The organism is Streptomyces sp. NPDC052225 (assembly GCF_040679615.1).
Taxonomy (GTDB): Bacteria; Actinomycetota; Actinomycetes; order Streptomycetales; family Streptomycetaceae; genus Streptomyces.
This window is the reverse complement of record NZ_JBFAVD010000016.1, coordinates 53,828-76,784: the sequence shown is the minus strand read 5'-3', so window position 1 is coordinate 76,784 and position 22,957 is coordinate 53,828. Positions and strand designations below refer to the sequence as shown.

At 73.5% G+C, this 22,957-nt stretch carries 25 protein-coding genes; 13 read left to right on the top strand and 12 right to left on the bottom strand.

Annotation, left to right across the window (positions count from 1 at the left end):
* Window positions 1-38 precede the first annotated feature (38 nt).
* Entirely contained in the window at window positions 39-650 is a 612-nt protein-coding gene (locus AB0L37_RS23130) for a TetR family transcriptional regulator (RefSeq protein WP_365508485.1), read from the top strand.
* A 107-nt stretch (window positions 651-757) separates the two neighbouring features.
* A complete protein-coding gene (locus AB0L37_RS23125) occupies window positions 758-1,552 on the top strand; it encodes a VOC family protein (RefSeq protein WP_365508482.1) in 795 nt (264 codons plus the stop codon).
* A 7-nt stretch (window positions 1,553-1,559) separates the two neighbouring features.
* Here AB0L37_RS23125 and def read toward each other — a convergent pair whose 3' ends face one another.
* On the bottom strand, window positions 1,560-2,207 hold the full coding sequence (def, locus tag AB0L37_RS23120) for a peptide deformylase (protein WP_365508479.1): 648 nt from the start codon (window positions 2,205-2,207) through the stop codon (window positions 1,560-1,562).
* 180 nt (window positions 2,208-2,387) lie between these two features.
* On the opposite strand from def, the gene AB0L37_RS23115 reads away from it, so the two are divergent.
* The gene (locus AB0L37_RS23115) at window positions 2,388-3,113 is read left to right on the top strand and encodes a GNAT family N-acetyltransferase (protein ID WP_365508476.1); all 726 of its coding nucleotides are present in this window, start codon (window positions 2,388-2,390) and stop codon (window positions 3,111-3,113) included.
* Between the two features lie 14 nt (window positions 3,114-3,127).
* Here AB0L37_RS23115 and AB0L37_RS23110 read toward each other — a convergent pair whose 3' ends face one another.
* Together AB0L37_RS23110 and AB0L37_RS23105 are read right to left on the bottom strand one after the other, a co-directional pair.
* Window positions 3,128-3,868 (bottom strand): class I SAM-dependent methyltransferase, encoded by a 741-nt coding sequence (locus tag AB0L37_RS23110; protein WP_365508474.1) that lies wholly within the window; start codon window positions 3,866-3,868, stop codon window positions 3,128-3,130.
* Between the two features lie 59 nt (window positions 3,869-3,927).
* Complete coding sequence (locus AB0L37_RS23105) at window positions 3,928-4,383, bottom strand: MarR family winged helix-turn-helix transcriptional regulator (protein ID WP_365508471.1); 456 nt, start codon at window positions 4,381-4,383, stop codon at window positions 3,928-3,930.
* A 107-nt stretch (window positions 4,384-4,490) separates the two neighbouring features.
* On the opposite strand from AB0L37_RS23105, the gene AB0L37_RS23100 reads away from it, so the two are divergent.
* The gene (locus AB0L37_RS23100; RefSeq protein ID WP_365508468.1) at window positions 4,491-4,757 is read left to right on the top strand and encodes a hypothetical protein; all 267 of its coding nucleotides are present in this window, start codon (window positions 4,491-4,493) and stop codon (window positions 4,755-4,757) included.
* A 24-nt stretch (window positions 4,758-4,781) separates the two neighbouring features.
* On the opposite strand, the gene AB0L37_RS23095 is transcribed toward AB0L37_RS23100, so the two are convergent.
* Together AB0L37_RS23095 and AB0L37_RS23090 are read right to left on the bottom strand one after the other, a co-directional pair.
* Window positions 4,782-5,537 carry a DUF6193 family natural product biosynthesis protein gene (locus tag AB0L37_RS23095; RefSeq protein ID WP_365508465.1) on the bottom strand — a complete coding sequence of 252 codons (756 nt, stop codon included), beginning with the start codon at window positions 5,535-5,537 and terminating at the stop codon, window positions 4,782-4,784.
* Window positions 5,538-5,566: 29 nt separating this feature from the next.
* Window positions 5,567-6,145: a TetR/AcrR family transcriptional regulator gene (locus AB0L37_RS23090; RefSeq protein WP_365508462.1), complete on the bottom strand. Its 579-nt coding sequence runs from the start codon at window positions 6,143-6,145 to the stop codon at window positions 5,567-5,569.
* 104 nt (window positions 6,146-6,249) lie between these two features.
* Here AB0L37_RS23090 and AB0L37_RS23085 point away from each other — a divergent pair, with 104 nt between their 5' ends.
* The 4 genes from AB0L37_RS23085 (at window position 6,250) to AB0L37_RS23070 (ending at window position 10,131) form a co-directional block, all read left to right on the top strand.
* Window positions 6,250-6,738, top strand: coding sequence for an antibiotic biosynthesis monooxygenase family protein (locus AB0L37_RS23085; RefSeq protein ID WP_365508460.1), 489 nt, complete (start codon window positions 6,250-6,252; stop codon window positions 6,736-6,738).
* Between the two features lie 145 nt (window positions 6,739-6,883).
* Entirely contained in the window at window positions 6,884-7,342 is a 459-nt protein-coding gene (locus tag AB0L37_RS23080; protein WP_365508457.1) for a DUF4267 domain-containing protein, read from the top strand.
* A 134-nt stretch (window positions 7,343-7,476) separates the two neighbouring features.
* Entirely contained in the window at window positions 7,477-9,492 is a 2,016-nt protein-coding gene (locus tag AB0L37_RS23075; protein ID WP_365508454.1) for an NADPH-dependent 2,4-dienoyl-CoA reductase, read from the top strand.
* Between the two features lie 90 nt (window positions 9,493-9,582).
* Window positions 9,583-10,131, top strand: coding sequence for a PadR family transcriptional regulator (locus tag AB0L37_RS23070; protein ID WP_365508452.1), 549 nt, complete (start codon window positions 9,583-9,585; stop codon window positions 10,129-10,131).
* A gap of 185 nt (window positions 10,132-10,316) precedes the next feature.
* Here AB0L37_RS23070 and AB0L37_RS23065 read toward each other — a convergent pair whose 3' ends face one another.
* Together AB0L37_RS23065 and AB0L37_RS23060 are read right to left on the bottom strand one after the other, a co-directional pair.
* Window positions 10,317-11,420 carry a Gfo/Idh/MocA family oxidoreductase gene (locus AB0L37_RS23065; protein WP_365508449.1) on the bottom strand — a complete coding sequence of 368 codons (1,104 nt, stop codon included), beginning with the start codon at window positions 11,418-11,420 and terminating at the stop codon, window positions 10,317-10,319.
* Between the two features lie 146 nt (window positions 11,421-11,566).
* A complete protein-coding gene (locus AB0L37_RS23060) occupies window positions 11,567-12,070 on the bottom strand; it encodes a hypothetical protein (RefSeq protein WP_365508446.1) in 504 nt (167 codons plus the stop codon).
* A 337-nt stretch (window positions 12,071-12,407) separates the two neighbouring features.
* On the opposite strand from AB0L37_RS23060, the gene AB0L37_RS23055 reads away from it, so the two are divergent.
* Window positions 12,408-12,980 carry a hypothetical protein gene (locus tag AB0L37_RS23055; protein ID WP_365508444.1) on the top strand — a complete coding sequence of 191 codons (573 nt, stop codon included), beginning with the start codon at window positions 12,408-12,410 and terminating at the stop codon, window positions 12,978-12,980.
* Between the two features lie 222 nt (window positions 12,981-13,202).
* Here the strand turns inward: AB0L37_RS23055 and AB0L37_RS23050 are convergent, their stop codons facing one another.
* Window positions 13,203-14,120 carry a fibronectin type III domain-containing protein gene (locus tag AB0L37_RS23050; RefSeq protein WP_365508754.1) on the bottom strand — a complete coding sequence of 306 codons (918 nt, stop codon included), beginning with the start codon at window positions 14,118-14,120 and terminating at the stop codon, window positions 13,203-13,205.
* 316 nt (window positions 14,121-14,436) lie between these two features.
* Here AB0L37_RS23050 and AB0L37_RS23045 point away from each other — a divergent pair, with 316 nt between their 5' ends.
* The 3 genes from AB0L37_RS23045 to AB0L37_RS23035 all read left to right on the top strand — a co-directional run bounded on the left by AB0L37_RS23045 (window position 14,437) and on the right by AB0L37_RS23035 (window position 16,487).
* On the top strand, window positions 14,437-15,159 hold the full coding sequence (locus AB0L37_RS23045; protein WP_365508442.1) for a glycoside hydrolase family 75 protein: 723 nt from the start codon (window positions 14,437-14,439) through the stop codon (window positions 15,157-15,159).
* Window positions 15,160-15,330: 171 nt separating this feature from the next.
* A complete protein-coding gene (locus tag AB0L37_RS23040; RefSeq protein ID WP_365508439.1) occupies window positions 15,331-15,606 on the top strand; it encodes a hypothetical protein in 276 nt (91 codons plus the stop codon).
* Between the two features lie 116 nt (window positions 15,607-15,722).
* Window positions 15,723-16,487, top strand: a complete 765-nt coding sequence (locus AB0L37_RS23035; protein WP_365508437.1) for a methyltransferase domain-containing protein — start codon at window positions 15,723-15,725, stop codon at window positions 16,485-16,487.
* Here the strand turns inward: AB0L37_RS23035 and AB0L37_RS23030 are convergent.
* Window positions 16,474-19,689 (bottom strand): BTAD domain-containing putative transcriptional regulator, encoded by a 3,216-nt coding sequence (locus AB0L37_RS23030; RefSeq protein WP_365508434.1) that lies wholly within the window; start codon window positions 19,687-19,689, stop codon window positions 16,474-16,476. The two genes, AB0L37_RS23035 and AB0L37_RS23030, sit on opposite strands and share 14 nt — an antisense overlap.
* 217 nt (window positions 19,690-19,906) lie before the next feature.
* On the opposite strand from AB0L37_RS23030, the gene AB0L37_RS23025 reads away from it, so the two are divergent.
* A complete protein-coding gene (locus AB0L37_RS23025) occupies window positions 19,907-20,797 on the top strand; it encodes an alpha/beta hydrolase (protein ID WP_365508431.1) in 891 nt (296 codons plus the stop codon).
* 6 nt (window positions 20,798-20,803) lie between these two features.
* Here the strand turns inward: AB0L37_RS23025 and AB0L37_RS23020 are convergent, their stop codons facing one another.
* From AB0L37_RS23020 to dhaK, 3 genes are read right to left on the bottom strand one after another with little or no spacing between them, the layout of a single operon-like run.
* Entirely contained in the window at window positions 20,804-21,217 is a 414-nt protein-coding gene (locus tag AB0L37_RS23020; protein WP_365508428.1) for a PTS fructose transporter subunit IIA, read from the bottom strand.
* Window positions 21,214-21,822 carry a dihydroxyacetone kinase subunit DhaL gene (gene dhaL, locus AB0L37_RS23015; protein ID WP_365508426.1) on the bottom strand — a complete coding sequence of 203 codons (609 nt, stop codon included), beginning with the start codon at window positions 21,820-21,822 and terminating at the stop codon, window positions 21,214-21,216. Before dhaL ends, AB0L37_RS23020 begins: the two co-directional genes overlap by 4 nt.
* Window positions 21,823-21,875: 53 nt before the next feature.
* Entirely contained in the window at window positions 21,876-22,868 is a 993-nt protein-coding gene (gene dhaK, locus AB0L37_RS23010; protein ID WP_365508423.1) for a dihydroxyacetone kinase subunit DhaK, read from the bottom strand.
* Window positions 22,869-22,957 lie beyond the last annotated feature (89 nt).

Here is a 22,957-nt window from a genome sequence, read left to right as displayed (position 1 = left end):
CCAGGTGTCACAGGAGGCATGGTGTGTAGAGTGGGCGGGTGAGTACCCGACCCGGCCAGACCCTGGCCCAGCGCAAGCGGCAACTCGTCTCGGACGAACTGACCGAGGCCGCCCTGCAGTTGCTCGCGCTCAAGGGCTTCGACGCCGTCACCGTCGACGAGATCGTGGCGACCGCGGGCGTCTCCAAGCGGACGTTCTTCCGCTACTTCGCGTCCAAGGAGGACGTCGTCGTCCAGTTCCTGGCCGACATGGGCGCCGACATGCGGACCGGACTCGCCGGCCGCCCCGCCGCCGAGCCGCCCGCGCAGGCGCTCCTGCACGCGGTCCGGATCCCGGTCACCACCTGCGCCGCGCACTCCGAACGGGCCCTGCGCGTCGTCCAGTTGATCCTGCGCACCCCCGCCCTGCTGGCCCGCTTCCTGGAGCGCCAGGCGCAGTGGCGCGACGACCTCGCCGAGGAGCTCGCACGCCGCGTCGGCCGCGACGCCGAGACGGACCTCTACCCGCGCCTCGCCGCGGGCACGGCGCTCACCGCGTTCCACGTCGTCCTCCAGCGCTGGAGCGCGAGCGACGCCGCCCAGGACCCGGTCGCCCTGCTGGACGAGGCCTTCACGGTGGTCGCTCCCGCGCTCGATCCGGCGCGGGGCTGACCGGCTGACCCTCCACGTCTCGCGCACCCCGCCCCGCGCGCCTAGCGTGGATGCGTACCCGCCGGGCCCCCGTGCGCCCGGCGTCCCCGACGGAAGGGTGTCGCGTCATGCCCGCTCAACCCGAAGGCGCGCCCGTCTGGGCCGACGCCATGTTCCCGGACCTGGAGAAGGCGAAGTCCTTCTACGCCGAACTGTTCGGCTGGTCCTACGACCCGGGCGCCGAGGAGTTCGGCAACTACACGCAGGCGAAGACCGCGGACGGCAAGCACGTCGCCGCCCTCGCCCCGCAGATGCCCGGCATGGAAGGCGTCCCGGCCGCCTGGAACCTGTACCTCGCCACCCCGGACGCCGCGGCCGTCGCCGAGCGGGTCACGAGCGCGGGCGGAACGCTCATGATGGAGCCGATGCAGGTCAGCGACTTCGGCACGATGATCACCGCGCAGGACCCGGCCGGCACCCTGTTCAGCGTGTGGCAGCCCGGTTCGCACCAGGGCTTCGAGAAGGTCAACGAGCCCGGCGCGTTCTGCTGGGCCGAGGTCAACACCCGTAACGCCGCGAAGACCGACGAGTTCTTCACCTCCGTCTTCCCCTACGACGCGAAGAAGATCGCCGACGAGCACGTCGACTTCAACGTCTGGCAGCTCGGCGGGCAGCCCGTCCTCGGACGCATGCAGATGACGGACGACTTCCCCGAGCACGTCCCCTCGTACGTGAACGTGTACTTCGTCGTCGAGGACTGCGACGCCGCCGTCGCCACCGTCGAACGCCTCGGCGGGAAGCTGCACTTCGGCCCGATGGACAGCCCCTTCGGCCGGTTCGCAGCCGTCGGCGACTCGCAGGGCGCCGCGTTCTCCGTCATCGACGTCACGGCCGCCAAGGGCGAGATGCCGCAGCTGGACTGACGGTTCGTCAGTCGCCCTCGGGCAGCGTGAACCCCAGCTCCCGCGCGGCGAGCTCCGGCGTCGGCTGCGCCCAGCGCTCCACCGCCTCCTGCGTCAACGTGTGGGAGAGGGAGCGCAGTTCGGCGCGGTCCAGGTACAGCGTGCCGTTCAGATGGTCCGTCTCGTGCTGCACGATCCGGGCCGGCCAGCCCGAGACCACCTCGTCGACCGCGCGCCCTCGCTCGTCGAGGGCGCGCAGCCGTACCCGCTCGTGCCGGGCGACCACGGCCTGATAGCCCGGCACGCTCAAACACCCTTCGTAGAACGCCACGTGGCGCCCGCCCGCATCCTCGTACGACGGATTGACCAGGACCCGGAACGGCTGTGGCACACGCCCCCGGGCCGCCCGCACCTCCTCCGAGACGGTCGCAGCGTCCTCGATCACCGCGAGCCGCAGCGGCACGCCGATCTGCGGCGCCGCGAGGCCCACGCCCGGCGCCTTGTGCATCGTGACGCGCATCGCCTCGACGAGCCGGCCGAGCAGCTCGTCGGAGAGCTGTCCGTCGACGGGCTCGGCGGGCCGGCGCAGGACCGGATCCCCGGCCGCGACGATCGGCAGCGGCAGCTCCCGGGCCAGCAGGGACTCGACGTGATCACTCAGTGACGTGGACGGCATCGCGCCAGCATGCCAAGAGCGATCACCGCACGGCAACGCGCCTGTGTGTTGCGACCTCATGAACAGCCGGTGGAAAAGGGAATGCGCGCCCCCGACCAGGGGGTTTGATCATGTGGTGGCCATTCCGGCAGGCGGCGTGGCGTGCCCGTGAGCGACGAGAGACGGATCCGGAAGACGCAGATGACACAGCAGACGTACGAGGGACAGGGCGTCGGCGCCGCGCCCGAGGCGGCCCACCCGCTCGACAACCCCGCCCACGCCGCGCTGAGCGGCCCGCACGCGCACCTCGCCGAGCGGCGCGGCCGCGTGCTGCGCTACCCCCTCGACGTCTCCCCGTGGCTGGCCCTGCCCGACGACCCGGGTCCCGGGGACTGGGCCGACCTCGCCGCGCTCGCCGGCCCCGGCGCCGACGTCCCGCTGCCCGGCGTGGTCCGTGACCTGCCGGCCGGCTGGGAGCTGGTCCAGGACATCCCGGGCGTGCAGCTCGTCGACACCGGGGTGGACGCGGTGCACGCCCCCGAAGCGGTGCCGCTCACCGCCGCCGATGTCCCCGAGATGCTCGACCTCGTGGGGCGTACCCGGCCGGGCCCGTTCCTGCCGCGCACCATCGAACTCGGCACCTACCTCGGCATCCGGCGCGGTGGCGCGCTCGTCGCGATGGCGGGGGAGCGGCTGCACCCGCCGGGCTGGACCGAGATCAGCGCCGTCTGCACCGACCCCGCCCACCGCGGCCAGGGCCTCGCGGCCCGACTCGTCCGCGCCGTCGCCGCCGGGATCAGGGAGCGCGGCGAGACCCCGTTCCTGCACACCGGCGCAGGCAACACGCGCGCGATCCGCCTGTACGAGTCCCTCGGCTTCGAGCTGCGCCGCACGACCCGGTTCCGCGCGGCCCGCGTACCCGAGTAGGCGGTGCCGCGCGCCTACGGTTTGTGGGTCACCCAGAGCAGTTCCGCAGGCCAGCGGTGTGCCCAGTCGGGCGGGTCGGTCTCGTTGTAGCCGTTGGGCGTCGAGGGGCCGGGGCGCGGCTCGATGAGGTCGTCGATGACGAGACCCGCGCCGCGCAGGACCCTGACCCAGTCGCCGTAGGTGAGCTGATAGCTGGTCGCGCCGTCGTCCTCGGCGATGGTGCCGAGCCCGAAGTAGTCCTGGCGCAGCGTCGTGGTCACGCGGCCGGCGGGTTCGTCGTAGCACGCTTCGAACCACGGGCTGGCGACGTTGAACACCAGGCGCCCGCCGCGGCGCAGGACGCGTGCGGCCTGCGGGACGGCCAGGTGCGGGGGCGCCCAGCTGAGCCCACCGAAGTCGCAGAACACCAGGTCGAAGGCGTCGGCGGCGAACGGGAGCCGTTCGGCGGCGCCCTGCACCAGCGGGTAGCGGGCTGGGCCCATCGCGCCTGCCGCCGCGGCGAGTTGGGCCTCGGACAGGTCGAGGCCGACCACGGTGGCGCCCTCGACGGCGAGCGTCCTCGACCACTGGCCGGCGCCGCAGCCGAGTTCGAGGACGCGTTGGCCGGTGACGTCACCCAGGGCGTGCAGGTGCGCGTCGGGGACGGAGTACATGCCCCACAGTCGGGGCGCGGCGCCGATCTGCGGATCGTGCTCGTGCTGGTAGGTGCTGCTGATCCGGTTCCAGAGCCGCCGGTTGGCGGGGATGCTGTCCACGGGCCGACTCCAGCACTGCCCGCCCGGGGCGGTCAACACGCTGCGGACACCGGACCGATCTAGGCGTCGTGCTCGCGGGCGGTCTCGTTGTAGCGCACCAGGTACCCGGCGAACCGCGCCAGATCGTCCTCCGGCCAGTCCGCCAGGCGCTCGCCGAACATCTGCCGGCGGCTCACCGTCACCTGCGCCAGGATCTCCGCGCCGGCCGCCGTCGGGTGCAGGACCTGGACCCGGTGGTCGTCCGGGTCGACACGCCGTATGACCAGGCCCGCCCGCTCCAGGGCGGAGACCTGGCGGCTGACCGTCGACTTGTCCAGTGCGTAGTGTGCGGCGAGATCCGTGGCGCGGCAGCCGCCCTGCTCGTCGAGATGGCTGAGCAGGGTGAACGAGACGAGCGACAGCTCGGGATGCATGCGCGCCGCCGTCGCCCTGGCCCGGCGGGCGAAGGACGTCAGCTCTCGCTGGATGGTGTCCACGGCCGACTCGCGGTCGGCCGGACTGTCGGGCTCTGCCACGTGCGGTTTCCTCTCCGGGTGCGCTCGTTGCACTCTACAACCCCCGAGGTGGGGCGGGTTCCGCGCCCGGCGGGCGGCTCCGCCCGCCGGGCATTAGCCTCCGTTCCATGAGCGAATCACCCGCAGCGCCCGACGCGTACACGGTCGTCCTCAAGCCCCGCCTCACCGACGGCGACGGCCGCACCGACCACGGCAACCCGCTGCGGTCGGTGCGCGTCACCGCGACCGGCCGCGTCGGCGAGTCCGGCTACCCGCGCTACGAGGGCGACGGCGTCCAGGCCGACATCGACCCGCGCACCCGCACGGTCGAGGCGGTGACGTTCGACGGCGAGGAGATCCCGTACGGGTATGTCGCCGAGGCCGACGAGGCCTGAGCCGGCGCCGCGTGGCCCCGCGAGCTACCCGGGGAGCAGATCCGCCGGGCCCTCCACCGCCGGGCCGCAGCCGTCGGGAAGTCCGGCGACGACGAAGGCGATCACGTCCCGCGGGGTCCGGGCCGGGTGATCGGGAACGTCGCGTCCCGCGGGGGAGCGGGCTGCCTTCCAGCCGCCGCCGAACTGGGGGAAGAGGCTGGGGACGTCCTGTGACCAGGGGGCATGGGTGCAGCGGCTGAACTGCAGACTTCCGTGGCTGACCAGGGGGAAGAGGGCGCGCAGCCGGGGGTTTGCGTAGGCCGCCTCGACGATGTCGTGGTCGATCAGGCGGTCCGGCAGGTCGCGCACGAGCTGCCATTTGTACGCCACTGCTTCGCCCCGCTCGTGCGCCAGGGTGAGTCCGTCGGTCGTGAGGAGCGGCCACGTGGCGCACAGGTCGGCGATCGGGACCCCTGCCTGCCATGCGTGCGCGATGCGGACGACGGTCCGCAGGTCGGTGGTGTGGCCGGACATCGCGTCGCCGACCCCCGTCCACCACGCCCGGAGACCGAAGACCCGCTCCTCCCGGCCGAGTGTCACGACGAAGCTCCCGCGGGCCGCGTCCACGCTCGCGACGATGTGCCGCCAGCTGTCCGTCGGGGAATCCGGGGCGCTGACCGTGCCGAGGTCGAGGTGCGCGTCGGCGGCGGCTGCGCGAAGCGCCGCCGCCAAGTTCCCGCCGGCTGCGGCCACTTCGGGGTAGAGCGCGGGATCCGGCTGAACGGCGGGGGAGGTGTCCATGGCGGTGATTGTCGCCCGCCGCTCACGCGTCACGCCATGACGAGCCGCCGCACCAGGAGCCGCACCCGCTGTCCGGTCTCCTCCGGCGGCAGGCGTCCCGCCCGGGTCAAGGTCACGAGGCCGTGCAGATTCGCCCAGAACGTCTCGGTGAAAAGAGCCGGTTCGACCCCGTCGCCGGCGACTTCGCCGAGAGTTTCCAGAAGTGCTGCGAAGGCGTCCTTCAGCGGCTCCGGGGTGTCCTCCCGCGCGTAGGCGAGACCGCCGTCGAGCTGGAAGAGGGCGTCGTGGACCGCCGGGTTGCGTGCGGCGAAGTCGAGATACGCGCGGGCGAGGGCGGCGACCCGCTCGCGCGGACAGGCCGGGGCGGCGGTGGCGGCCCGCACCGTCGCGGCCAGGTCGGTGGCGCCCTCCAGGGCCACGGCGCCGATGATCTCGCGTTTGCCGCGGAAGTGGCTGTAGAGGACGGGCTGGCTGTACTCGATGCGTTCGGCGAGCCGACGGGTGGTGACCGCGTCCCAGCCCCGCTCCTCGGCGAGTTCGCGGGCCGTCACCACGATGAGGCGCTCGCGCTCCGCCCGGTCGCGCCGCTTGCGCTCCTGTACCGACATGGCACGGATCCTAGCAGCGAATGCTAGCAACGCTAGACAACCGAGCGTCAGTAGGTCTAGCGTTGCCATGTCAGCTAGCGATGCTAGAAACCGGGGGGATCGTCGTGCTCGACGCGCTTGCGGTCGCGCCGATCGCCCACCGCGGCACGACGTGGACCCCGCCGCAGAACCGGCCCACGGACTGGAAGCGGCGGCTGAACCGCTACCAGCGCCTGCGCCACCACCGAGAGGACGTACCGAAAATGGCGAAGCTCCAGAGCCTCGACCCGCACACTCCGATGTTCGCCCAGTTCAAGGAGGAGACCGGGCCCGTCGTCCTGGCCAACACCTTTGTCGTTCCGAAGGAGCTGACCGAGTCGTTCCTGACGCTCTTCCGGAGGCAGGCCGAATTCATGAAGGCCCAGCCGGGGTTCGTCTCCCTGCGGATGCATCAGGGGACGGCCGGAAGTCGTCTGCTGATGAACGTCGCGGTCTGGGAGTCGACGGAGGCGTTGGCGGCCGCGCTCGCCGACCCGGAGTTCCAGCGTGTGGCGGCCGAATTCCCGGACGACGTCGTCTCGTACCCGCACATCTTCGAACAGATCGACGTCTGACCCGCCGCATCCGGCCCGCCGCACTGGAGTCCTCGTCCGGGGTGGCGCTCCAGCCGCTGTTGGCAACGGCCCCGGCGGCCCCGGTTCGTGCGCGCCGCCCGCTCGTCGATTCCACGAAGACCCGCCACTCGCAAGGAGAAGAACGATGCTGCTCAAGAAGATCAACACCGTCCTGGCCGCCGCCTTCGTCCTCTTCGCCCTCTGGTTCGGGTCGGAGTTCATCCTGACCCCGGAGACGACGGCGCCGACCTTCGGTCTGCCGAGCTGGCCGTCCGGCGACGGTGGCGGCTTCCTCGTCGTCAAGGGGGTCCGCGATGTCACCATGGCGCTGGGCATGGGCATTCTGCTGGTGACTGGTCACCGCCGGGCGCTGGGGCTGGTGATGCTGGTGGAGGCGTTCGCCGCGTTCGGCGACATGGCCAATGTGCTCGCCCACCACGGCTCCGCGGCCACCGCGTTCGGCGTGCACGGCCTGACCGGGGCGGTGATGGTGCTCAACGCCCTGCTGCTGATCCACGAGACCCGCAAGGCGGCTGCCGCTGTCCCGGCCGCGGTCACGGCGGCCGAGGGCGCAGCCGCGGCGCCCGTCCGGCAGTCCGTCTGAGCCCGCTCGGCGCGGGCCGCGGTAAGGCTTCCCTGCGTGGCGCAGGTCTCTTATGCAACTTGTTGCAAAAGGCCTCGCGAGTCGTCTAGAACTACAAGCGACGATCGATCTGCGCGCCTCGCACGGAGGGCTTCATGAGCCGCTACCCCCACCTTCTCGCCCCGCTCGACCTGGGCTTCACCACCCTGCCCAACCGCGTCCTGATGGGCTCGATGCATGTGGGTCTGGAGGAGGCGGAGAACGGGTTCGCGCGCATGGCCGAGTTCTACGCGACCCGCGCCCGCGGCGGCGTCGGCCTCATGGTCACCGGCGGCATCGCCCCGAACGAGGCCGGGCGCCCGTGGGGCGGCGGCGCCAAGCTCACCACCGAGGCGGAGGCCGAGCAGCACCGCGTGGTCACCGACGCGGTGCACGCGGCGGGCGGCAAGATCGCCATGCAGATCCTGCACTTCGGCCGCTACGCGTACCACGAGGATCTGGTCGCGCCGAGCCCGATCCAGGCCCCCATCAGCCCGTTCCCGCCGCACGAGCTGACCGACGTCGAGGTCGAGCAGACCGTCGAGGACTTCGCGCGCGCCGCCGAACTCGCCAAGTCCGCCGGGTACGACGGCGTCGAGATCATGGGCTCCGAGGGCTACCTCATCAACGAGTTCATCGTCGCCGCGACCAACCACCGCACCGACCGCTGGGGCGGCAGCTATGAGAACCGGGTGCGCTTCCCGCTGGAGATCGTGCGGCGCGTGCGCGAACGCGTCGGCAGCGACTTCATCCTCATCTACCGCCTGTCGATGCTCGACCTGGTCCCCGGCGGCTCGACCCTCGACGAGGTCGTCCACCTCGCCAAGGAGATCGAGGCGGCCGGCGCCACCATCATCAACACCGGTATCGGCTGGCACGAGGCCCGCATCCCCACCATCGCGACCTCCGTGCCGCGCGGCGCGTACACCTGGGTCACCAAGAAGGTCATGGGCGAGGTGAACATCCCGCTCGTCACCACGAACCGCATCAACACCCCTGAACTCGCCGAGGAGTTGCTCGCCGACGGCGCCGCCGACATGGTGTCCCTCGCCCGGCCGATGCTCGCCGACCCGGACTTCGTGAACAAGGCCGCCGCCGACCGCTCCGACGCCATCAACACCTGCATCGGCTGCAACCAGGCCTGCCTCGACCACACCTTCAGCGGCAAGATCACCTCCTGCCTGGTCAACCCGCGCGCCTGCCACGAGACCGAGCTGGTCCTGTCCCCGACCCGGCTGCGCAAGCGCGTCGCGGTCGTCGGCGCAGGACCCGCCGGGCTCGCCTGCGCGGTCTCCGCCGCCGAGCGCGGCCACGACGTCACGCTCTTCGACGCCGCCTCGCGGATCGGCGGTCAGCTCAACGTCGCCCGCAAGGTCCCCGGCAAGGAGGAGTTCGACGAGACGCTGCGCTACTTCCGTACACAGCTCGAACTCCACGGTGTCCAGGTCGAGTTGAACACCCGGGTCGACGCGGGCGCGCTCGACGCGTACGACGAGGTCGTCGTCGCCACCGGCGTCAGCCCGCGCACCCCGGCCATCGACGGCGTCGACCACCCGAGCGTCGTCGGCTACCTCGACGTCCTGCGCGACGGCGCGCCCGTCGGCGACCGCGTGGCCGTCATCGGCGCCGGCGGCATCGGCTTCGACGTCGCCGAGTACCTCACCGACGGCGGCGAGAAGGCCAGCCAGGACCCGGCCACGTACTTCCGGCTCTGGGGCGTCGACATGGACTACGCCGACCGCGGCGGCCTCACCAAGGCCGACCGGCCCGCGCCGCCGCGCCAGGTCCACCTCGTCCAGCGCAAGACGTCCAAGGTCGGCGCCGGGCTCGGCAAGACCACCGGCTGGATCCACCGCACCGAACTGCGTCACCGCGGCGTCACGATGATCGCCGGCGCGAGCTACGACCGGATCGACGACGCGGGCCTGCACATCACCGTCGACGGCGAACAGTCCCTCATCCCCGTCGACACGGTCGTCCTGTGCGCCGGCCAGGAGCCGCACCGCTCGCTGTACGACGACCTCGTCGCCGCCGGCCGCACGCCGCACCTGATCGGCGGCGCCGACGTCGCCGCCGAACTCGACGCCAAGCGCGCCATCAAGCAGGGCACCGAGGTCGCGGCGGCCCTCTGAGACCGGTGGTCACGTGTCCGGGCCCGCCGGACACGTGACCACCCTCTTTCGCCGGCCGTCCCCGGCGAGGGCCTCGCCTACCCTTACGCCATGTCACTGCCGCACGCGATCCTCACGGCGCTCCTGGAGAAGCCGTCGTCGGGCCTCGAACTGACCCGCAGGTTCGACCGGTCCATCGGCTACTTCTGGTCGGCGACGCACCAGCAGATCTACCGCGAGCTGGGCAAACTGGAGCGCGACGGCCTCATCCGCGCGGTGCCGGGACAGGCACCGGCCCGCGGACAGAAGAAGAGTTACGAGGTCCTGCCCGAAGGCCGCGCCGAACTGGCTCGCTGGACGGCCGCGCCGCAGGACCCGAAGGCGCTGCGCGACCCGCTGCTGCTGCGGCTGCGGTCCGCCGCGGTCGTCGGCACGGACGGGCTCCACGACGAACTGCACCGCCATCTCGACCTGCACCGGCGGCAGTTGGCGACCTACCTCGAGATCGACGAGCGGGACTTCCCACCGGAGAAGGACGCGCAGGCGGACCGGCTCCAGCACGCGGTGCTCCGTGCCGGGATCGACCTGGAGACGTTCTGGGTGCACTGGCTGGAGCGGACGCTGACCGACCTCGACCTGGACGGCACGGCCGACGCGTAGGGACCGCCAACGGGGTCCCGGCCATGGGGTTCTCGGGGTCTTTCCTCGTCGCGCGAGCCGGCCGTCCGCCGACGGAACCGGCGGCGATCCGGTCCGCGGACCGGACGCCGCGCTGGTGCGCCGGGGACGGCGCCTGGCAGATCCTTCAAGCGACACTCCTCGCCGTTCCGCTTCCGCGCAGCGGTCTAGCCGAGCGTCGCCGCCGTCGGGTCCCACTCCTCCGGCAGCGGAGACGGCGGCACGAGTTGGGTGGGCGGTCGGGTGAACGTGGCGCGGCGGGCCGAGTCCGTCGCCGCCGTCATCGTCTCCAGGACGTGCAGCGCCAGCGCCCCCGAAGCGCGCGGCACCGTCCCCGTACGGATCGAGCGGGCCAGGTCGACGACGCCGAGACCCCGGCCGTCCGTACGCCCCCGGACGGGGAGTTCGGCCCAGTCGGCCGCACCGTTGGACCGGACCCGCAGGGGACCGTCGAACCGGTTGGGGTCGGGCACCGCCAGCGTGCCCTCCGTGCCGATGACCTCGAAGTGCTGGTGCGGGCGCGCCGCGTCCCAGCTGAACACGGACGTCGCCGTCGGCCCCGAAGCGAAGTCGAGCAGCGCCGAGACATGCGTGGGCACGTCGACGGGGAACGTGCGGCCGGCCGCGGGGCCCGCCCCCGCGACCCGCTCCTCGCGCGCCCGCCGTGCCGACGCCGCGACCTGCTCGACGCCTCCGAAGAGCGCCACCAGCGCCGTCAGGTAGTACGGGCCGAGGTCGAACAGCGGGCCCGCGCCCGGCTGGTAGAAGAACGCCGGGTCAGGGTGCCAGCGCTCGGGCCCGAGCCCGCACACCGCCGTCGACGCCGCGACGGGCGCCCCGATGTGCCCCGCGGCGACGGCCCGCAGCGCGGACTGGAGCCCCGCCCCGAGGAACGTGTCCGGCGCGCACCCCACGAGCAGCCCGCGCTCCGAGGCCTCGGCGAGCAGCTTCTCGCCCTCGCCCGGCAGGAGCGCCAGGGGCTTCTCGCCGTACACGTGCTTGCCCGCGCGCAGCGCCTCCCGGGCAACGGCGACATGCGCGGCCGGCACCGTCAGGTTCACGACGAGCTCGACCTCCGGCAGCGCCAGGACCGTCGACAGATCCCCGGCGACCGGCACCGCATGGGCACGGGCCGCCGCCTCGGCGCGGGCGGTGTCGAGATCGGCGACCGCGACGACCCGTACGTCGGGGAACGCCGCCAGCGTGCGCAGATACTCCGCGCTGATCACACCCGCCCCGACGACGGCGACCCCCACCGGACCTGAACTCACGCTGCCCCCAAGGACGTTCGCGGACGATCACTCGGCTCAAGGGACCGTAAGCGGCGACGCGGCACGGCCACAAGGGTGCGTCACACAGGCGACTGCCGCCGCCCGTGCGGGGCGACGGCAGTCGTGAACGGCAAGCGAGGAGAGAGTCAGACGCGCTGTCCCGCTCCCCGGCGCCGCAGGTACCAGGCGCCGCCCACGACGGCGGCGGCGACGAGTGTGCCGCCCGCCGCGAGTGTCAGCGTCCCGAAGTCCTGCGCCGCTCCGCCGAGTCCACCGCGCACGCCGCCCACCGGGCTGGACGTGGCCGAGATCGTCGGGCTCGCCGTGACGGTCACCGACTGCGGGCCCACGGTCGACCCGTCGGAGCACGCGATCACCACCTGGTAGGTGCCCGAAGCGACCCCCTGCCAACTGGCGTTCCCGGTACTGAGCGGTGTCTGCCGCCCCTCCGCGAAGTTCGCCTGACCGGAACTGAGCAGCGACGCGTTGCCGCCGTTCGGGCAGGACGACGTCGTGGCCTGCACGGTGGAACCGCTGCTGGTCACCGAGATCCCGGCGGCGAACGCCGACGGCGCGGCGAACGCGATCGGCAGCGCGGCCGCCGCGGTGACGGTCAGGCCGCAACGAGCGAGTATCGAAGTAGTACGCATGATGTCTGCCCTCCGGCGGCACGGGAGGCGGCACATCCCATGCCCCGCCCGAGTAGGCAATGCCCGTGCTGCCTGACGCACAGCCAAACTCCGTACGGCACGGGCCGCATGCGGACGGCAGCCGGGCAGGTGACGCGTTCCATCGTCCGGCCCATGCGACAGCCGCGCGGCGCCCCGAGGCGGATCGGTGGCGCGGTGACGAGTGACGTTCGGACGTCCGTATCGGGACCTTCGGCCGTAGGTGCCGGGTAAGAGACAGGCGTAGCTTGTGAATGAATTCACGAGCGCCCGGACGGAGCGTCCGTGACCGCCCCCGACAGGGAAGAAGGCTGCTGCCATGGCTCTCCACACCCCGGAACGCCGGACCACCCTCGGTGCGCCGCGCCACCGCAACGCGGGCAGCCAGGACAGCGTCGTCGTCCGCTCGGCCACCGCCCGCGGGACGCTCGCCGCCGCACGGGTCCTGGTCGGCTTCTACTTCCTGTGGGCCTTCCTCGACAAGACCTTCGGCTTCGGCAAGGCGACCCCGTCGAACGGGAGCTGGCTCAACGGTGGTCACCCCACCGAGGGCTTCCTGCTGCACGGGACCACCGGCCCCTTCGCCCACATGTTTGACTCGGTCGCCGGCGCCTGGTGGCTCGACACCCTCTTCATGGTCGGCCTGCTCGGTGTGGGCCTCGCGATGATCCTCGGGATAGGCATGCGCGTCGCCGCCGGTGCGGGCACGCTGATGATGGCCTTCATGTGGCTGGTCACCCTGTGGCCCGGCACCAACCCCTTCCTGGACGACCACTGGATGATCGCCCTGGTACTCCTGATCACCGCGGCCACCGGCGCGGGGAGCTACTTCGGTCTGGGCGGGGCGTGGGCCCGGCTGCCCCTCGTCCGCAAGCACCGCTGGCTGATCTGACCGCGACCGCGACCGCGACGGGGAACGGGCCCGGGGCGTCACGCCCCGGGCCCGTTCGTGCCGTCGCCCTGCCCGTCACCACCTGCCGCGCCTTCACGAAGGCCGCGAGGGAACTGGCGGAGCGTCAGGACTCCGTCGTCGTCCGGAGCCGCTGATCCCGCTGGGCGGGCGCGGGGGCGGGGCGCGGCGACGCTCACGTGCGTGACGCCGCGCGGGGCCGGCTCAGGAGTGCGTGGTCACCGCCCGCTCCACCGAGAACGCCCCCCACGTTCCGTCGGGCAACTGCGCACGGATCTTCACCCGGTGCCGGTCGCCCGCGTCCTCGCCGATGTAGAAGCTGTACTTCGCCGCGTCCTTGGGCGCGTCCTCACCCCACATGACGGTCGTCGCCTGCTTCCCGTCGAGGAAGACCTGATAGGCGGGGACCTCGCCGCCGGTGCGCGGCGGCGTCCAGGTCAGGTCGAGGTAGTACGCGCCGTCCGACCGCCGGGCCGTCACGCGGAAGTCTCCGGGCGCCGTGCCCCGTTCGACGTCCTTGTCCTTGGCGCCCGAGGTGGTGATCCGCACAGCCGTGCTCGGCGGCGAGACGTGGTCGGCCGCGTCGCGCGCCCGCACCGTGAAGGAGTAGGCGGTGCCCGGCCGCAGCCCGGTCAGCAGGGCGCGCGTCTCCTTCCCGGTCACGCTGTGGATCTTCGTGGTGCCCTGGTAGACGTCGTACGAGACCACGCCCCGGTCGTCGGACGCCTTTCCCCACGACAGCGACACGGCCCGGCCGCCGTCCGCCCGGCCGCGCAGCCCGCTCGGCCGGGTCGGCGCGGACCGGTCCTGTGCGACCGCCGCCGGCGTGGTGACCGTGACGGCGCGGCCGGCCGGGCCCAGGTCGCCGTCCGTGCCGCGGGCGCGGACCGTGAAGACGTAACGGGACGTGGGGCGCAGCCCGGTGACGTCCACCATGTGCCGGTCGGCGGCCAGCTTCCGGACGCGGACGGACCCCCGGTACACCTCGTACCCGGCGACCGGTGCGGTGCCCGTCGGGCGGTTCCACATCACGTGCACGGACGTGGCGCTGCCGGCCTGTGCGGTGATGCCGGTCGGCGCCGACAGCGGCGGCCCGTCGTCCGCGTCGTCGCCGCCCGGCATCAGGCCGCACCCGGCGAGGCCGAGGGTGAGCGCCGCGGCGCAGGCCGCGCGGGGGAGCAGAGTGCGTGGGGGGACGCGTCGCACGGGCGTGCCTTCCGCTCGGAGCGAGATTGGTTCAGACCTGTATGGCACGGGTGACGGGTCCTCATCAAGAGGGTGTGCGCGCTCAAGGGGCGCCCGTCCGGCCCCCGAGCGGTGGACGGCGCGCCCCGGTGGAACCAGATTGGTGATCCATGTCCGGTTGCCGTCGTCCCCGCACCCCCTGCCCCCGGCCCGCGGCACCCTCGCCACCGTCCCCGACCGAAGGCGTCTCCCCGTGCACCCTCGCTCCCTGGCCCTCGCCGCCGTCTGTGGCGCGGCCCTCCTCGCGCCCGCGGCCCTGCTCCCGACAGCGGTCCGAGCCGACACCCCCCGTGCTCCCGGTACCGCACCAGCCGTACCCGCCGTGCGGGAAGGGGGTGTTCGCGCCGTCGACCTGCTCGCGGCCGTCCGCGGCTGCCGCCAGATCTCGCACGGCCGCTACCGCTCGGACGACGGCGCCCGCGCGAACGTCCCGGTGTGCGCCACGCGCGGAGCCGTGCACTGGAAGGCCGATCTGGACGTCGACTGCGACGGCCGCGCGGGCCGCCACTGCAACCGCCGCACCGACCCGTTCTTCCTCAACGCGACGGCCTACCAGCAGTCCGACGGGCGGCACTTGAGCGCCGAGACCCTGCCGTACATCGTCGTGCCCGGCTCCAGCCGCCGCTGGAACCCGTACCGCTCGGGCGTGCGCGGCGGCACGGTCGGCGCGATCGTCCACCGCGGGAAGGTCCTGTACGCCGTCGTCGGCGACACCGGCCCCACCGACCTCATCGGCGAGGCGTCGTACGCCGCCGCGCGCGCCCTCGGCATCAATCCCGACCCGGTGCGGGGCGGCGCCGGGAACGAGGTGACGTACATCCTCTTCCCGGGCGCCGCCGCCCGCCCCATCGAGAATCACCGCTCGGCCGTCGCCGCCGGTGAGGCCGCAGCGCGCAAGCTCCTGCGCGCCGGCTGACGCCCGAACTGGCGTGCGTAGGCGCTCAGTTGACCGGCCGAGCACCGCTCGGCCGAGTTGCGGGACGGTGATGACAGAACGCGCCTTGCGCCCCATCATGGGTGAGTCATGGGGGGTTCGAGGCGTCCGTCCCGTCTGCGCCGTCGCGGCAGTGTGCCGCGCCAGGTGCCGATGGCCGACGCCGACGCGGGGCTGTTCGCGGTCCTGCTGCACGGCGTCGCCCTCAGGCGTCGTCGGGTGCTGATCGCGCTGGAGCGCCGGGCGCGGGCGCTGTGTGCGCTGCTGCGCAGACTGCTCGCCCCGGTCCTGACGCCGCCCGGCCTGGCCCTCGACGGCCCCGTGCGGCGTACGGGCATCAGACCGGTGCCGGCGTCGCCCGGCACCCTCTTCCTGGCGGGTGACCTCGCTCGAAGAGGCCCGCCGCCTGCCGTGCCCGGCACCGTCTGAGCGCGGGCTCCGCGCGCGTCGTCCCGCCGGCCGGTGACCTTTCTCCGTTCCATATACGTTCATGTCAGTACGCGTGATCCCGCCTCCGAGCGGGTGCGCGTCAGGGGGGAATCCGTATGTCCACCGCTGTATTCGGTCCATGGAAAACGAGGGTCAAACGCCTCCTCGCGCGTACGGGATACGACATCGTGCGCAGCACCGACAACCGGGGAGGGGTGGATGACTTCCTTCCGTTCGAGGCGACGATGCGCGCCGCGCGGGCGGCCGGTATGCCCGTCGGCGACTACCTCGACGAGGTCATGAACGGGACGCCCGGCGCCACCCGGTCCACCATCGACGAACTCCGCGGGCTGGGCGTGTTCGACGCCGAGCCCGCCACCGTCCTGGAGATCGGCCCGGGGTCAGGGCGCTACCTGGAACGGACCCTCCAGGAGTGCTCACCGGAACGCTACGAGATCTACGAGACGGCGACGCCCTGGGCCGACCACCTGGTGCGCACCTACGGGGCGGTCGCCCGCCCGACCGCCGAGTGCAGCCTCGCCCCGACACCCGACGACAGCGTGGACCTCGTCCAGGCCCACAAGGTGTTCAACACCCTGACCTTCCTCGGCTCCGTCCGCTACTTCTTCGAGATGGCGCGCGTCACGCGACCCGGTGGCCGGATCGTCTTCGACGTCATGACCGAGACCTGCCTCGACCCGGACACGGTGCGCACGTGGGCGACGAAGGGCGGTGCGGGACACGACTCCTACCCGGCCGCCATGCCGCGCGGGACCTGTGTGGACCTCTTCTCCTCGCTCGGCTGCCACTTGGAGGCCAGTTTCCTGGCACCCCTGGGCGTCGGCACCACGGAGGTGCTCGTCTTCGTCAAGAAGTCCTGAGTACGGTTCGGCGCAGGCGGGCGCGCACTTCGGCCTCCCAGGCCGGGGCGCCCGCCTGCCGCGCGAGGGCCAGCGCCCGGCGCCAGTGCGCGCGGGCGGCATCCGGGCGCCCGAGGAACGCGTCCAGGTCGCCGAGGTCCAGCGCGACGGGGCCGAAGGCGCACAGGCCGCTGCCCGCACCCGCCAACTCCCCTTCCGCGGGCAGCAGTTCGGTGTGCAGGCTCGCGGCGGTCTCGGTGTCACCCGCCTCGATGGCGCCGCGCGCGGCCAGGCACAGCCGCGCCTCGTGGAACAGGTCGTGCGGAGAAACGGGCGCCCCCGCACGGTGAGTGGCGGGGCGCACCCACGGGTCGTACGGGCCGAAGTCCGCATCGGGAGCCGGTGCGTGACGGGGCATCAGGGAGAAGCGGGCGAAGGCGGCGAGACCGTCCGTCACCCCCGGCATGCCGCTCGCCTCCAGCCGGGCCAGCGCCTCGGCCAGCTCGGCCCCGGCCGAGGCCTCTGCCCGTACGGCAGCGCGCAGGGCCGTGTACGCGGCGGTGAACGCGCCGACCACCGGCAGCTCGTACCGGTCGCCGAGCCGGTCGGCCGCCGCCGCGTGTCGGTCCGCTTCATCGAAGCGCGCGAGGGCGCAGGCGGACTGGAGGAGGACGAGGTGGCCGAGGACCTCGTAGGTGACCAGGTCGTGGCGGGCGCCCAGGTCCACCAACTCCCGCCCGATCGCGGCGCGTTCGGGGGACAGGCCCGTGCGGTGGAAGGTGTGCAGCCAGCGGGCGTTGAGGGCGAGCGCGAGCAGCGCCGGGTCCGCAAGGGGGCGGGCCAGCGCCACCGCCTCGCGGGCGGCCTCGGCTCCGCGCGGTCCGGCGGTGCCGCGCAGCTCCAGGGCGAGGGTGCTCAGCAGGCGGCTGCGCACGCTCGCCGGGGCGTCCTTGAGGGCCGCGAGGGTGCGCTCCGTCGCCGAGGCGATGCGGGCCGACAGGTCCTCGTCGTCGTTGCGGGGCCAGTTCGCCGGCACGTCGAACGCCGTCAGGACGGACGCCGTCAGCTGCGGGTCGCCCAGGGTCTCGGCCGCGGTCAGGGCCTGGGCGCGCGCGGCGCGGGCCTCGGGAAGACGGCCCGTCACGGCCAGCGCGCGTGCCCGGCCCATGAGCAGCCGAAGGCGTGTGCGCGGGTGGTCCTCGCCCGCGCGGTCGTACGCCGAGAGGGCGGCGGCCCACAGCCGCTCGGCCTCGTGCGGTGCGAAGCGGTGTTCGGCGCGTTCGGCCGCGGCCGCCGCGTACCGGGCACCCGGGAGCGCCGTGGCCCGCGTCCCCGCCGCCAGGAAGTGCCGGGCGAGCGCCTCCACCGCGTCGGGGCGGACCCGCTCCAGAGCGGCCCCGGCCGCCGCGTGCCACTGCGCTCGGCGCGGCCCGGACACGTCCTCGTACAGCGTGTCCCGTACGAGCGCGTGCGCGAACCGCAGCCCGGGCCGCTCCTCGAGGAAGCCGAGGCCGAGGCCCGCCTCCAGGGCGTCGGTGAGGGACGGCCCGTCGAGGCCGGTCAGCTCGGCCAGCACTTCGGCGTCCACGGCGAGCGCGTCGGAGCCGGGGCCGGTGAGCACCGCCGCCTGGTGCAGGACGGTCCTGTGGTCCCGCACCAGCCCGTCGAGCCGTGCGCGCACCACGTCCCGTACGCCGTCCGGCACCGCCGACTCCGGGGCGTCGGGGCCGTGCCGGGCGACGAGATGCGCCAACTCCTTTACGTAGAAGGGGTTTCCGGCGCTGCGCCGCCAAACCGTCCGCGCTGTCGCGTCCGGTACGTGCGTCCGCGGGCCTGCTGTGGCCCGCACCAGCGCGCCGACCGCCGCCTCGTCCAGGCCGGACAGCGCAACCCGTACCGGGTCGGTGCGGGCGAGCCGCGCCAACGTGGCGGCAAGAAGCGGATCCGCGTCGGCGGCGGTGTCCCGGCAGGCCGCCACGACCAGCACGGCCCGGCCCTCGAACGCGGCCCGCGCGTTCTCGCCGAGCACCGCTGCGAGCAGCCCGTGCGTCTCCTCGCCCGCCTCGTGCAGATCGTCCAGGAGGAGCAGCAGCGGGGCCGCCGCGGCGGCGTCGGCGAGGGAGGACACCGCCGCGCGGTGGGCTCGCGCCCGCGCCGCCACCGGGTCCACGTGCGGACCCGAACCGCCGTCCGCGGTCAGGGGATCGGGGACGCCCAGCGTGGCGAAGATCTCCGGCCACGGGCCGCGCGCGACCCGCCACCCCTGCTCGGCGAGGCGTCGGGCCGTCTCCCGCAGCAGGGCCGTCCTGCCCGCGCCCGCGATGCCCGTCACCAGGGCGACGGACCGGTGCGAGGCGCCCTTCGCGTCGTCGGCGGCACCCTGGAGCGCCGCCAACTCGGCATCGCGGCCCACGAGTTCGGGGACCGCACGAGTCGGCGGCAGCAGGTGTGCCGACTGGGCGAGCACCTCCGTCTCCAGCCTCCGCAGCGCCGGGCCCGGGTCGAGACCCAGGTCGTCGGCGAGCACGCGGCGCGCCCTGCGCAGCACGTTCAGGGCCTCGCCCTGGCGGCCCGTGCGGTACAGGGCGAGGGCGAGCAGTCGCCATGCGTCCTCCCGCCAAGGCGACGCGGCGGTGTGCACCTCCAGGTCCGGCACCGCGTCGGCCGCCCTGCCGAGCGCGAGCAGCGCCCGCGCCCGCCGTTCGAGCGCGAGACGGCGCAGCTCCGCCAGGCGCTCCGCCTCGGCCCGCGCCCACGGCTCGTCGGCGCATTCCGCATAGGCGGGCCCGCGCCACAGCGCCAGCGCCGCGTCGAGCGAGGTGAGGGCGCGCCCGGCCGCCGTCGCGTCGCCGAGGTCCTGCCCGGCCGCCGTCACCGCCGCCTCGAAGCGGTCCGCGTCGACCGCCCCGTCCTCGGTGCGCAGCGCGTAGCCGGGGCCGACGGTCACGAGCAGGCGCGCGGGCTGCCGGGCCGCACGCCCCGGCTCCAGCGCGCGGCGCAGATCCGACACGAACGTGCGGAGCGCCCCGAGCGCCCGCGCGGGCGGCTCCTCCCACAGGTCGTCGACCAGCCGGGACGCGGGCACGACCCGGCCCTTCGCGACGAGCAGCCGGGCGAGGACGGCGCGATGGCGCGGCCCCTTGAGCGCGAGGGGCCCCCGGGCGTCGGCCGCGACCAGGGGCCCCAGCACGCCGAACGTCACCGCTTCGTTCTCCTCGCTCATACGCCCTCGATCTTACGGAGCGACGCGGAGGCGGCCCGGCGGGCCGACCCGGGGCCGGTCCGCGCACCGGCCCCGCACCAGTCCCCGTACTCGGCGCCGTACTGATCCGCTTACTGATACGCGTACTGATTCACGTACTGATCCCCGTACTGATCGTTTGCTGATCCGTGCGTACGAAGCTGGTCCACGCCACCCGCCCTCCCCGCGAAGGAACCCCGTGACCAGCACCGATCCCCAGATTCCCGGCTTCACGCAGCAGCGCGTCACCGTCGCCGACGGCGTCGCCCTGAACGTCGCCGTCGGCGGCAGCGGCGCCCCGCTCGTGCTCCTGCACGGCTTCCCGCAGACGCACCTGATGTGGCGGCACGTCGCCGCCGATCTCGCCGCCGAGCACACCGTCATCTGCCCTGACCTGCGCGGCTACGGCGCCAGCGACAAGCCCGCCGAGACCTCGCCCGACACGTACGCCAAGCGCACCATGGCCGCCGACGTCGTGGCGCTCGCCCGCGCGCTCGGCCACGAGCGGTTCGCGCTCGCCGGGCACGACCGGGGCGCGCTCGTCGCGATCCGTGCCGGGCTAGACCACCCGGAGGCGATCACGCACCTGGCGTCGCTGGACGCCATGCCGACGTTCGACACCTGGGACGTCCTGCACGGCGCGTTCGGCGCGGTCGGCTTCCACCTCTACCTGATGGCGCAGCCGCCCGGCCTGCCGGAAGCGATGATCGCGGCGAGCGCGGACGCGTACTTCGGCCACTTCCTCGACCTGTGGGCGGGTTCGGGCGACGCGATCCCCGACGACGTACGCGCCCACTACCTGGCCGCCTGCCGCGCAGCCGTCCCCTCGATCGTCGCCGACTTCCGGGCCACCGCCGGCATCGACCTCGCCCACGACGAGGCGGACCGCGCGGCGGGGAACCGGCTGCGGATGCCGGTGACCGTGCTCCAGCAGGACTGGGGCACGGCCCTCGGGTTCGACGCCACGGCCCGCTGGCGTGCCTGGGCCGACGACCTCGACCACCGCACCGTCCCCTGCGGGCACTTCATGGCCGAGGAGGCGCCGACGCTCGTCGCCGACGCCCTCCGCGACCTGCTGAAGCGGCGGTAGCCGACGTCACTCCTTGCGGTACGCATACGCCTCCCCGGCCGCCGCCACGACCGCGTCGAGGTCCGCCCCGGCCGACGCCGAGACGACGGCGGCGACCGCGCCCTCCACGAACGGGGCGTCCACCAGGCGGGTGCCGTCGGGGAGTTCATCGCCCTCGGCGAGCAGCGCCTTCACGGTGAGCACCGCGCTGCCGAGGTCGACGAGGACGGCCACGCCCGCGCCCCGGTCCACCTGCGCGGCGGCGGCCGCGATGAGTTCGCTGCTGGTGCCGAGGCCGCCGTCCTCGGTGCCGCCCGCCGCCGCGACCGGCGCCGTCGACCCGCCGCCCGCGAGCCCCGCCGCGAGACGCGCCACGGACTCGGCGACCTCCCGGCTGTGCGAGACGAGGACGACGCCGACCGCCTTGTCGGGGGCGTTCACGAGGCGTCCCCCGCGGCCTCGGCGAGCGCCCCGACCAGGAGCGCCGACGACGTCGCGCCCGGATCCTGATGCCCGATGCTGCGCTCGCCCAGATAGCTCGCCCGCCCCTTGCGCGCCTGGAGCGGGGTCGTCGCCTCGGCCCCGTGCTCGGCCGCCGACCGCGCCGCCGCGAAGTCGCCGCCGTCCAGCGCGTCCACGGCCGGGACGAGCGCGTCCAGCATCGTCTTGTCGCCGGGCGCGGCCCCGCCGAGCGCGGCGACGGCGTCGACACCGACGCGCAGCGCCTGCGCGAGATCGGCCTTGCTCACCTCTGCCGCGTCCCCGAGCGCCTTGCCGGTGCGCCGCAGCAGCGTCCCGTACAGCGGACCCGACGCACCGCCGACGGTCGAGATCAACTGCCGTCCGGCGAGGGTGAGTACGGCGCCCGGCGTGTCCGGCGCGTCCTTGTCGAGGACGGCGCGCACGGCCGTGAAACCGCGCTGCAGATTGCTGCCGTGGTCGGCGTCGCCGATCGGCGAGTCGAGTTCGGTGAGACGGGCGGCCTCACGGTCCACGGCGGTCGCGGTAGCCGCCATCCAGCGCCGGAAGAAATCGGCGTCGAGCACAGGATCTCCTTGCTTGGTAGATGCGTTGAGCCGATCGACACGTACCGCGGGACTCACCTGCCCCAGCGCAGGGCCGCCGTGCTGACCGGCGCGTCCCACAGCCGCAGCAGTTCCTCGTCCACCTGGCAGAGCGTGACGGAGGCACCGGCCATGTCGAGCGACGTCACGTAGTTGCCGACGAGGGTGCGGGCGACGGGCACCCCGCGCTCGCCGAGGACGCGCTGCACCTCGGCGTTGAACCCGTAGAGCTCCAACAGGGGAGTGGCGCCCATGCCGTTGACGAGCGCGAGCACGGGGCTGGTGGGGTGGAGGTCCTCCAGGACGGCGTTGACGGCGAAGTCGGCGATCTCCCCCGACGTCATCATGGAACGCCGCTCGCGCCCCGGCTCGCCGTGGATGCCGATGCCCAACTCCAGTTCGCCGGGCGGCAGATCGAAGGTCGGCGACCCCTTCGCGGGGGTGCTGCACGCGCTGAGCGCCACCCCGAAACTCCGTGAGCTCTCGTTCACCTGACGGGCGATGGCCTCGACGCGCTCCAGCGGCTGACCCTCCTCGGCGGCGGCCCCCGCGATCTTCTCCACGAACAGCGTCGCCCCGGTGCCGCGCCGCCCTGCGGTGTACAGGCTGTCGGTGACGGCGACGTCGTCGTTCACGAGGACCTTGGCGACGGACACGCCCTCGTCCTCGGCGAGTTCGGCGGCCATGTCGAAGTTGAGCACGTCGCCGGTGTAGTTCTTGACGATGAACAGCACGCCCGCCCCGCTGTCCACCGCGGCGGCGGCCCGCACCATCTGATCGGGCACGGGCGACGTGAACACCTCGCCAGGGCAGGCCGCCGACAGCATCCCGGGCCCCACGAACCCGCCGTGCAACGGCTCGTGCCCGGACCCGCCGCCCGACACCAGCGCCACCTTCCCGGCGACGGGCGCGTCCCGCCGCACGATCACCCGGTTCTCGACGTCCACGTTCAGTTCGGGGTGGGCTGCGGCCATGCCACGCAGGGCGTCGGCGACGACGTTCTCGGCCACGTTGATCAACATCTTCACTGGTGTCTCCTGAGGACTGCTCTGGAGGGGGCGGTGGGGTCGGATGCGGATATGGGTGAGTACGACACAAGGTACGTGCCGGAAGTATC

What these genes read in the sequence shown, in the direction of transcription:
- AB0L37_RS23035 (WP_365508437.1), top strand. Translation starts at nt 15,723, where the DNA reads ATGTCCACCGCTGTATTCGGTCCATGGAAAACGAGGGTCAAACGCCTC.
- AB0L37_RS23055 (WP_365508444.1), top strand. Translation starts at nt 12,408, where the DNA reads ATGGCTCTCCACACCCCGGAACGCCGGACCACCCTCGGTGCGCCGCGC.
- AB0L37_RS23040 (WP_365508439.1), top strand. Translation starts at nt 15,331, where the DNA reads ATGGCCGACGCCGACGCGGGGCTGTTCGCGGTCCTGCTGCACGGCGTC.
- AB0L37_RS23070 (WP_365508452.1), top strand. Translation starts at nt 9,583, where the DNA reads ATGTCACTGCCGCACGCGATCCTCACGGCGCTCCTGGAGAAGCCGTCG.
- AB0L37_RS23060 (WP_365508446.1), bottom strand. Translation starts at nt 12,070, where the DNA reads ATGCGTACTACTTCGATACTCGCTCGTTGCGGCCTGACCGTCACCGCG.
- AB0L37_RS23125 (WP_365508482.1), top strand. Translation starts at nt 758, where the DNA reads ATGCCCGCTCAACCCGAAGGCGCGCCCGTCTGGGCCGACGCCATGTTC.
- AB0L37_RS23100 (WP_365508468.1), top strand. Translation starts at nt 4,491, where the DNA reads ATGAGCGAATCACCCGCAGCGCCCGACGCGTACACGGTCGTCCTCAAG.
- AB0L37_RS23095 (WP_365508465.1), bottom strand. Translation starts at nt 5,537, where the DNA reads ATGGACACCTCCCCCGCCGTTCAGCCGGATCCCGCGCTCTACCCCGAA.
- AB0L37_RS23115 (WP_365508476.1), top strand. Translation starts at nt 2,388, where the DNA reads ATGACACAGCAGACGTACGAGGGACAGGGCGTCGGCGCCGCGCCCGAG.
- AB0L37_RS23090 (WP_365508462.1), bottom strand. Translation starts at nt 6,145, where the DNA reads ATGTCGGTACAGGAGCGCAAGCGGCGCGACCGGGCGGAGCGCGAGCGC.
- def (WP_365508479.1), bottom strand. Translation starts at nt 2,207, where the DNA reads ATGCCGTCCACGTCACTGAGTGATCACGTCGAGTCCCTGCTGGCCCGG.
- AB0L37_RS23050 (WP_365508754.1), bottom strand. Translation starts at nt 14,120, where the DNA reads ATGCCGGGCGGCGACGACGCGGACGACGGGCCGCCGCTGTCGGCGCCG.
- AB0L37_RS23080 (WP_365508457.1), top strand. Translation starts at nt 6,884, where the DNA reads ATGCTGCTCAAGAAGATCAACACCGTCCTGGCCGCCGCCTTCGTCCTC.
- AB0L37_RS23030 (WP_365508434.1), bottom strand. Translation starts at nt 19,689, where the DNA reads ATGAGCGAGGAGAACGAAGCGGTGACGTTCGGCGTGCTGGGGCCCCTG.
- AB0L37_RS23075 (WP_365508454.1), top strand. Translation starts at nt 7,477, where the DNA reads ATGAGCCGCTACCCCCACCTTCTCGCCCCGCTCGACCTGGGCTTCACC.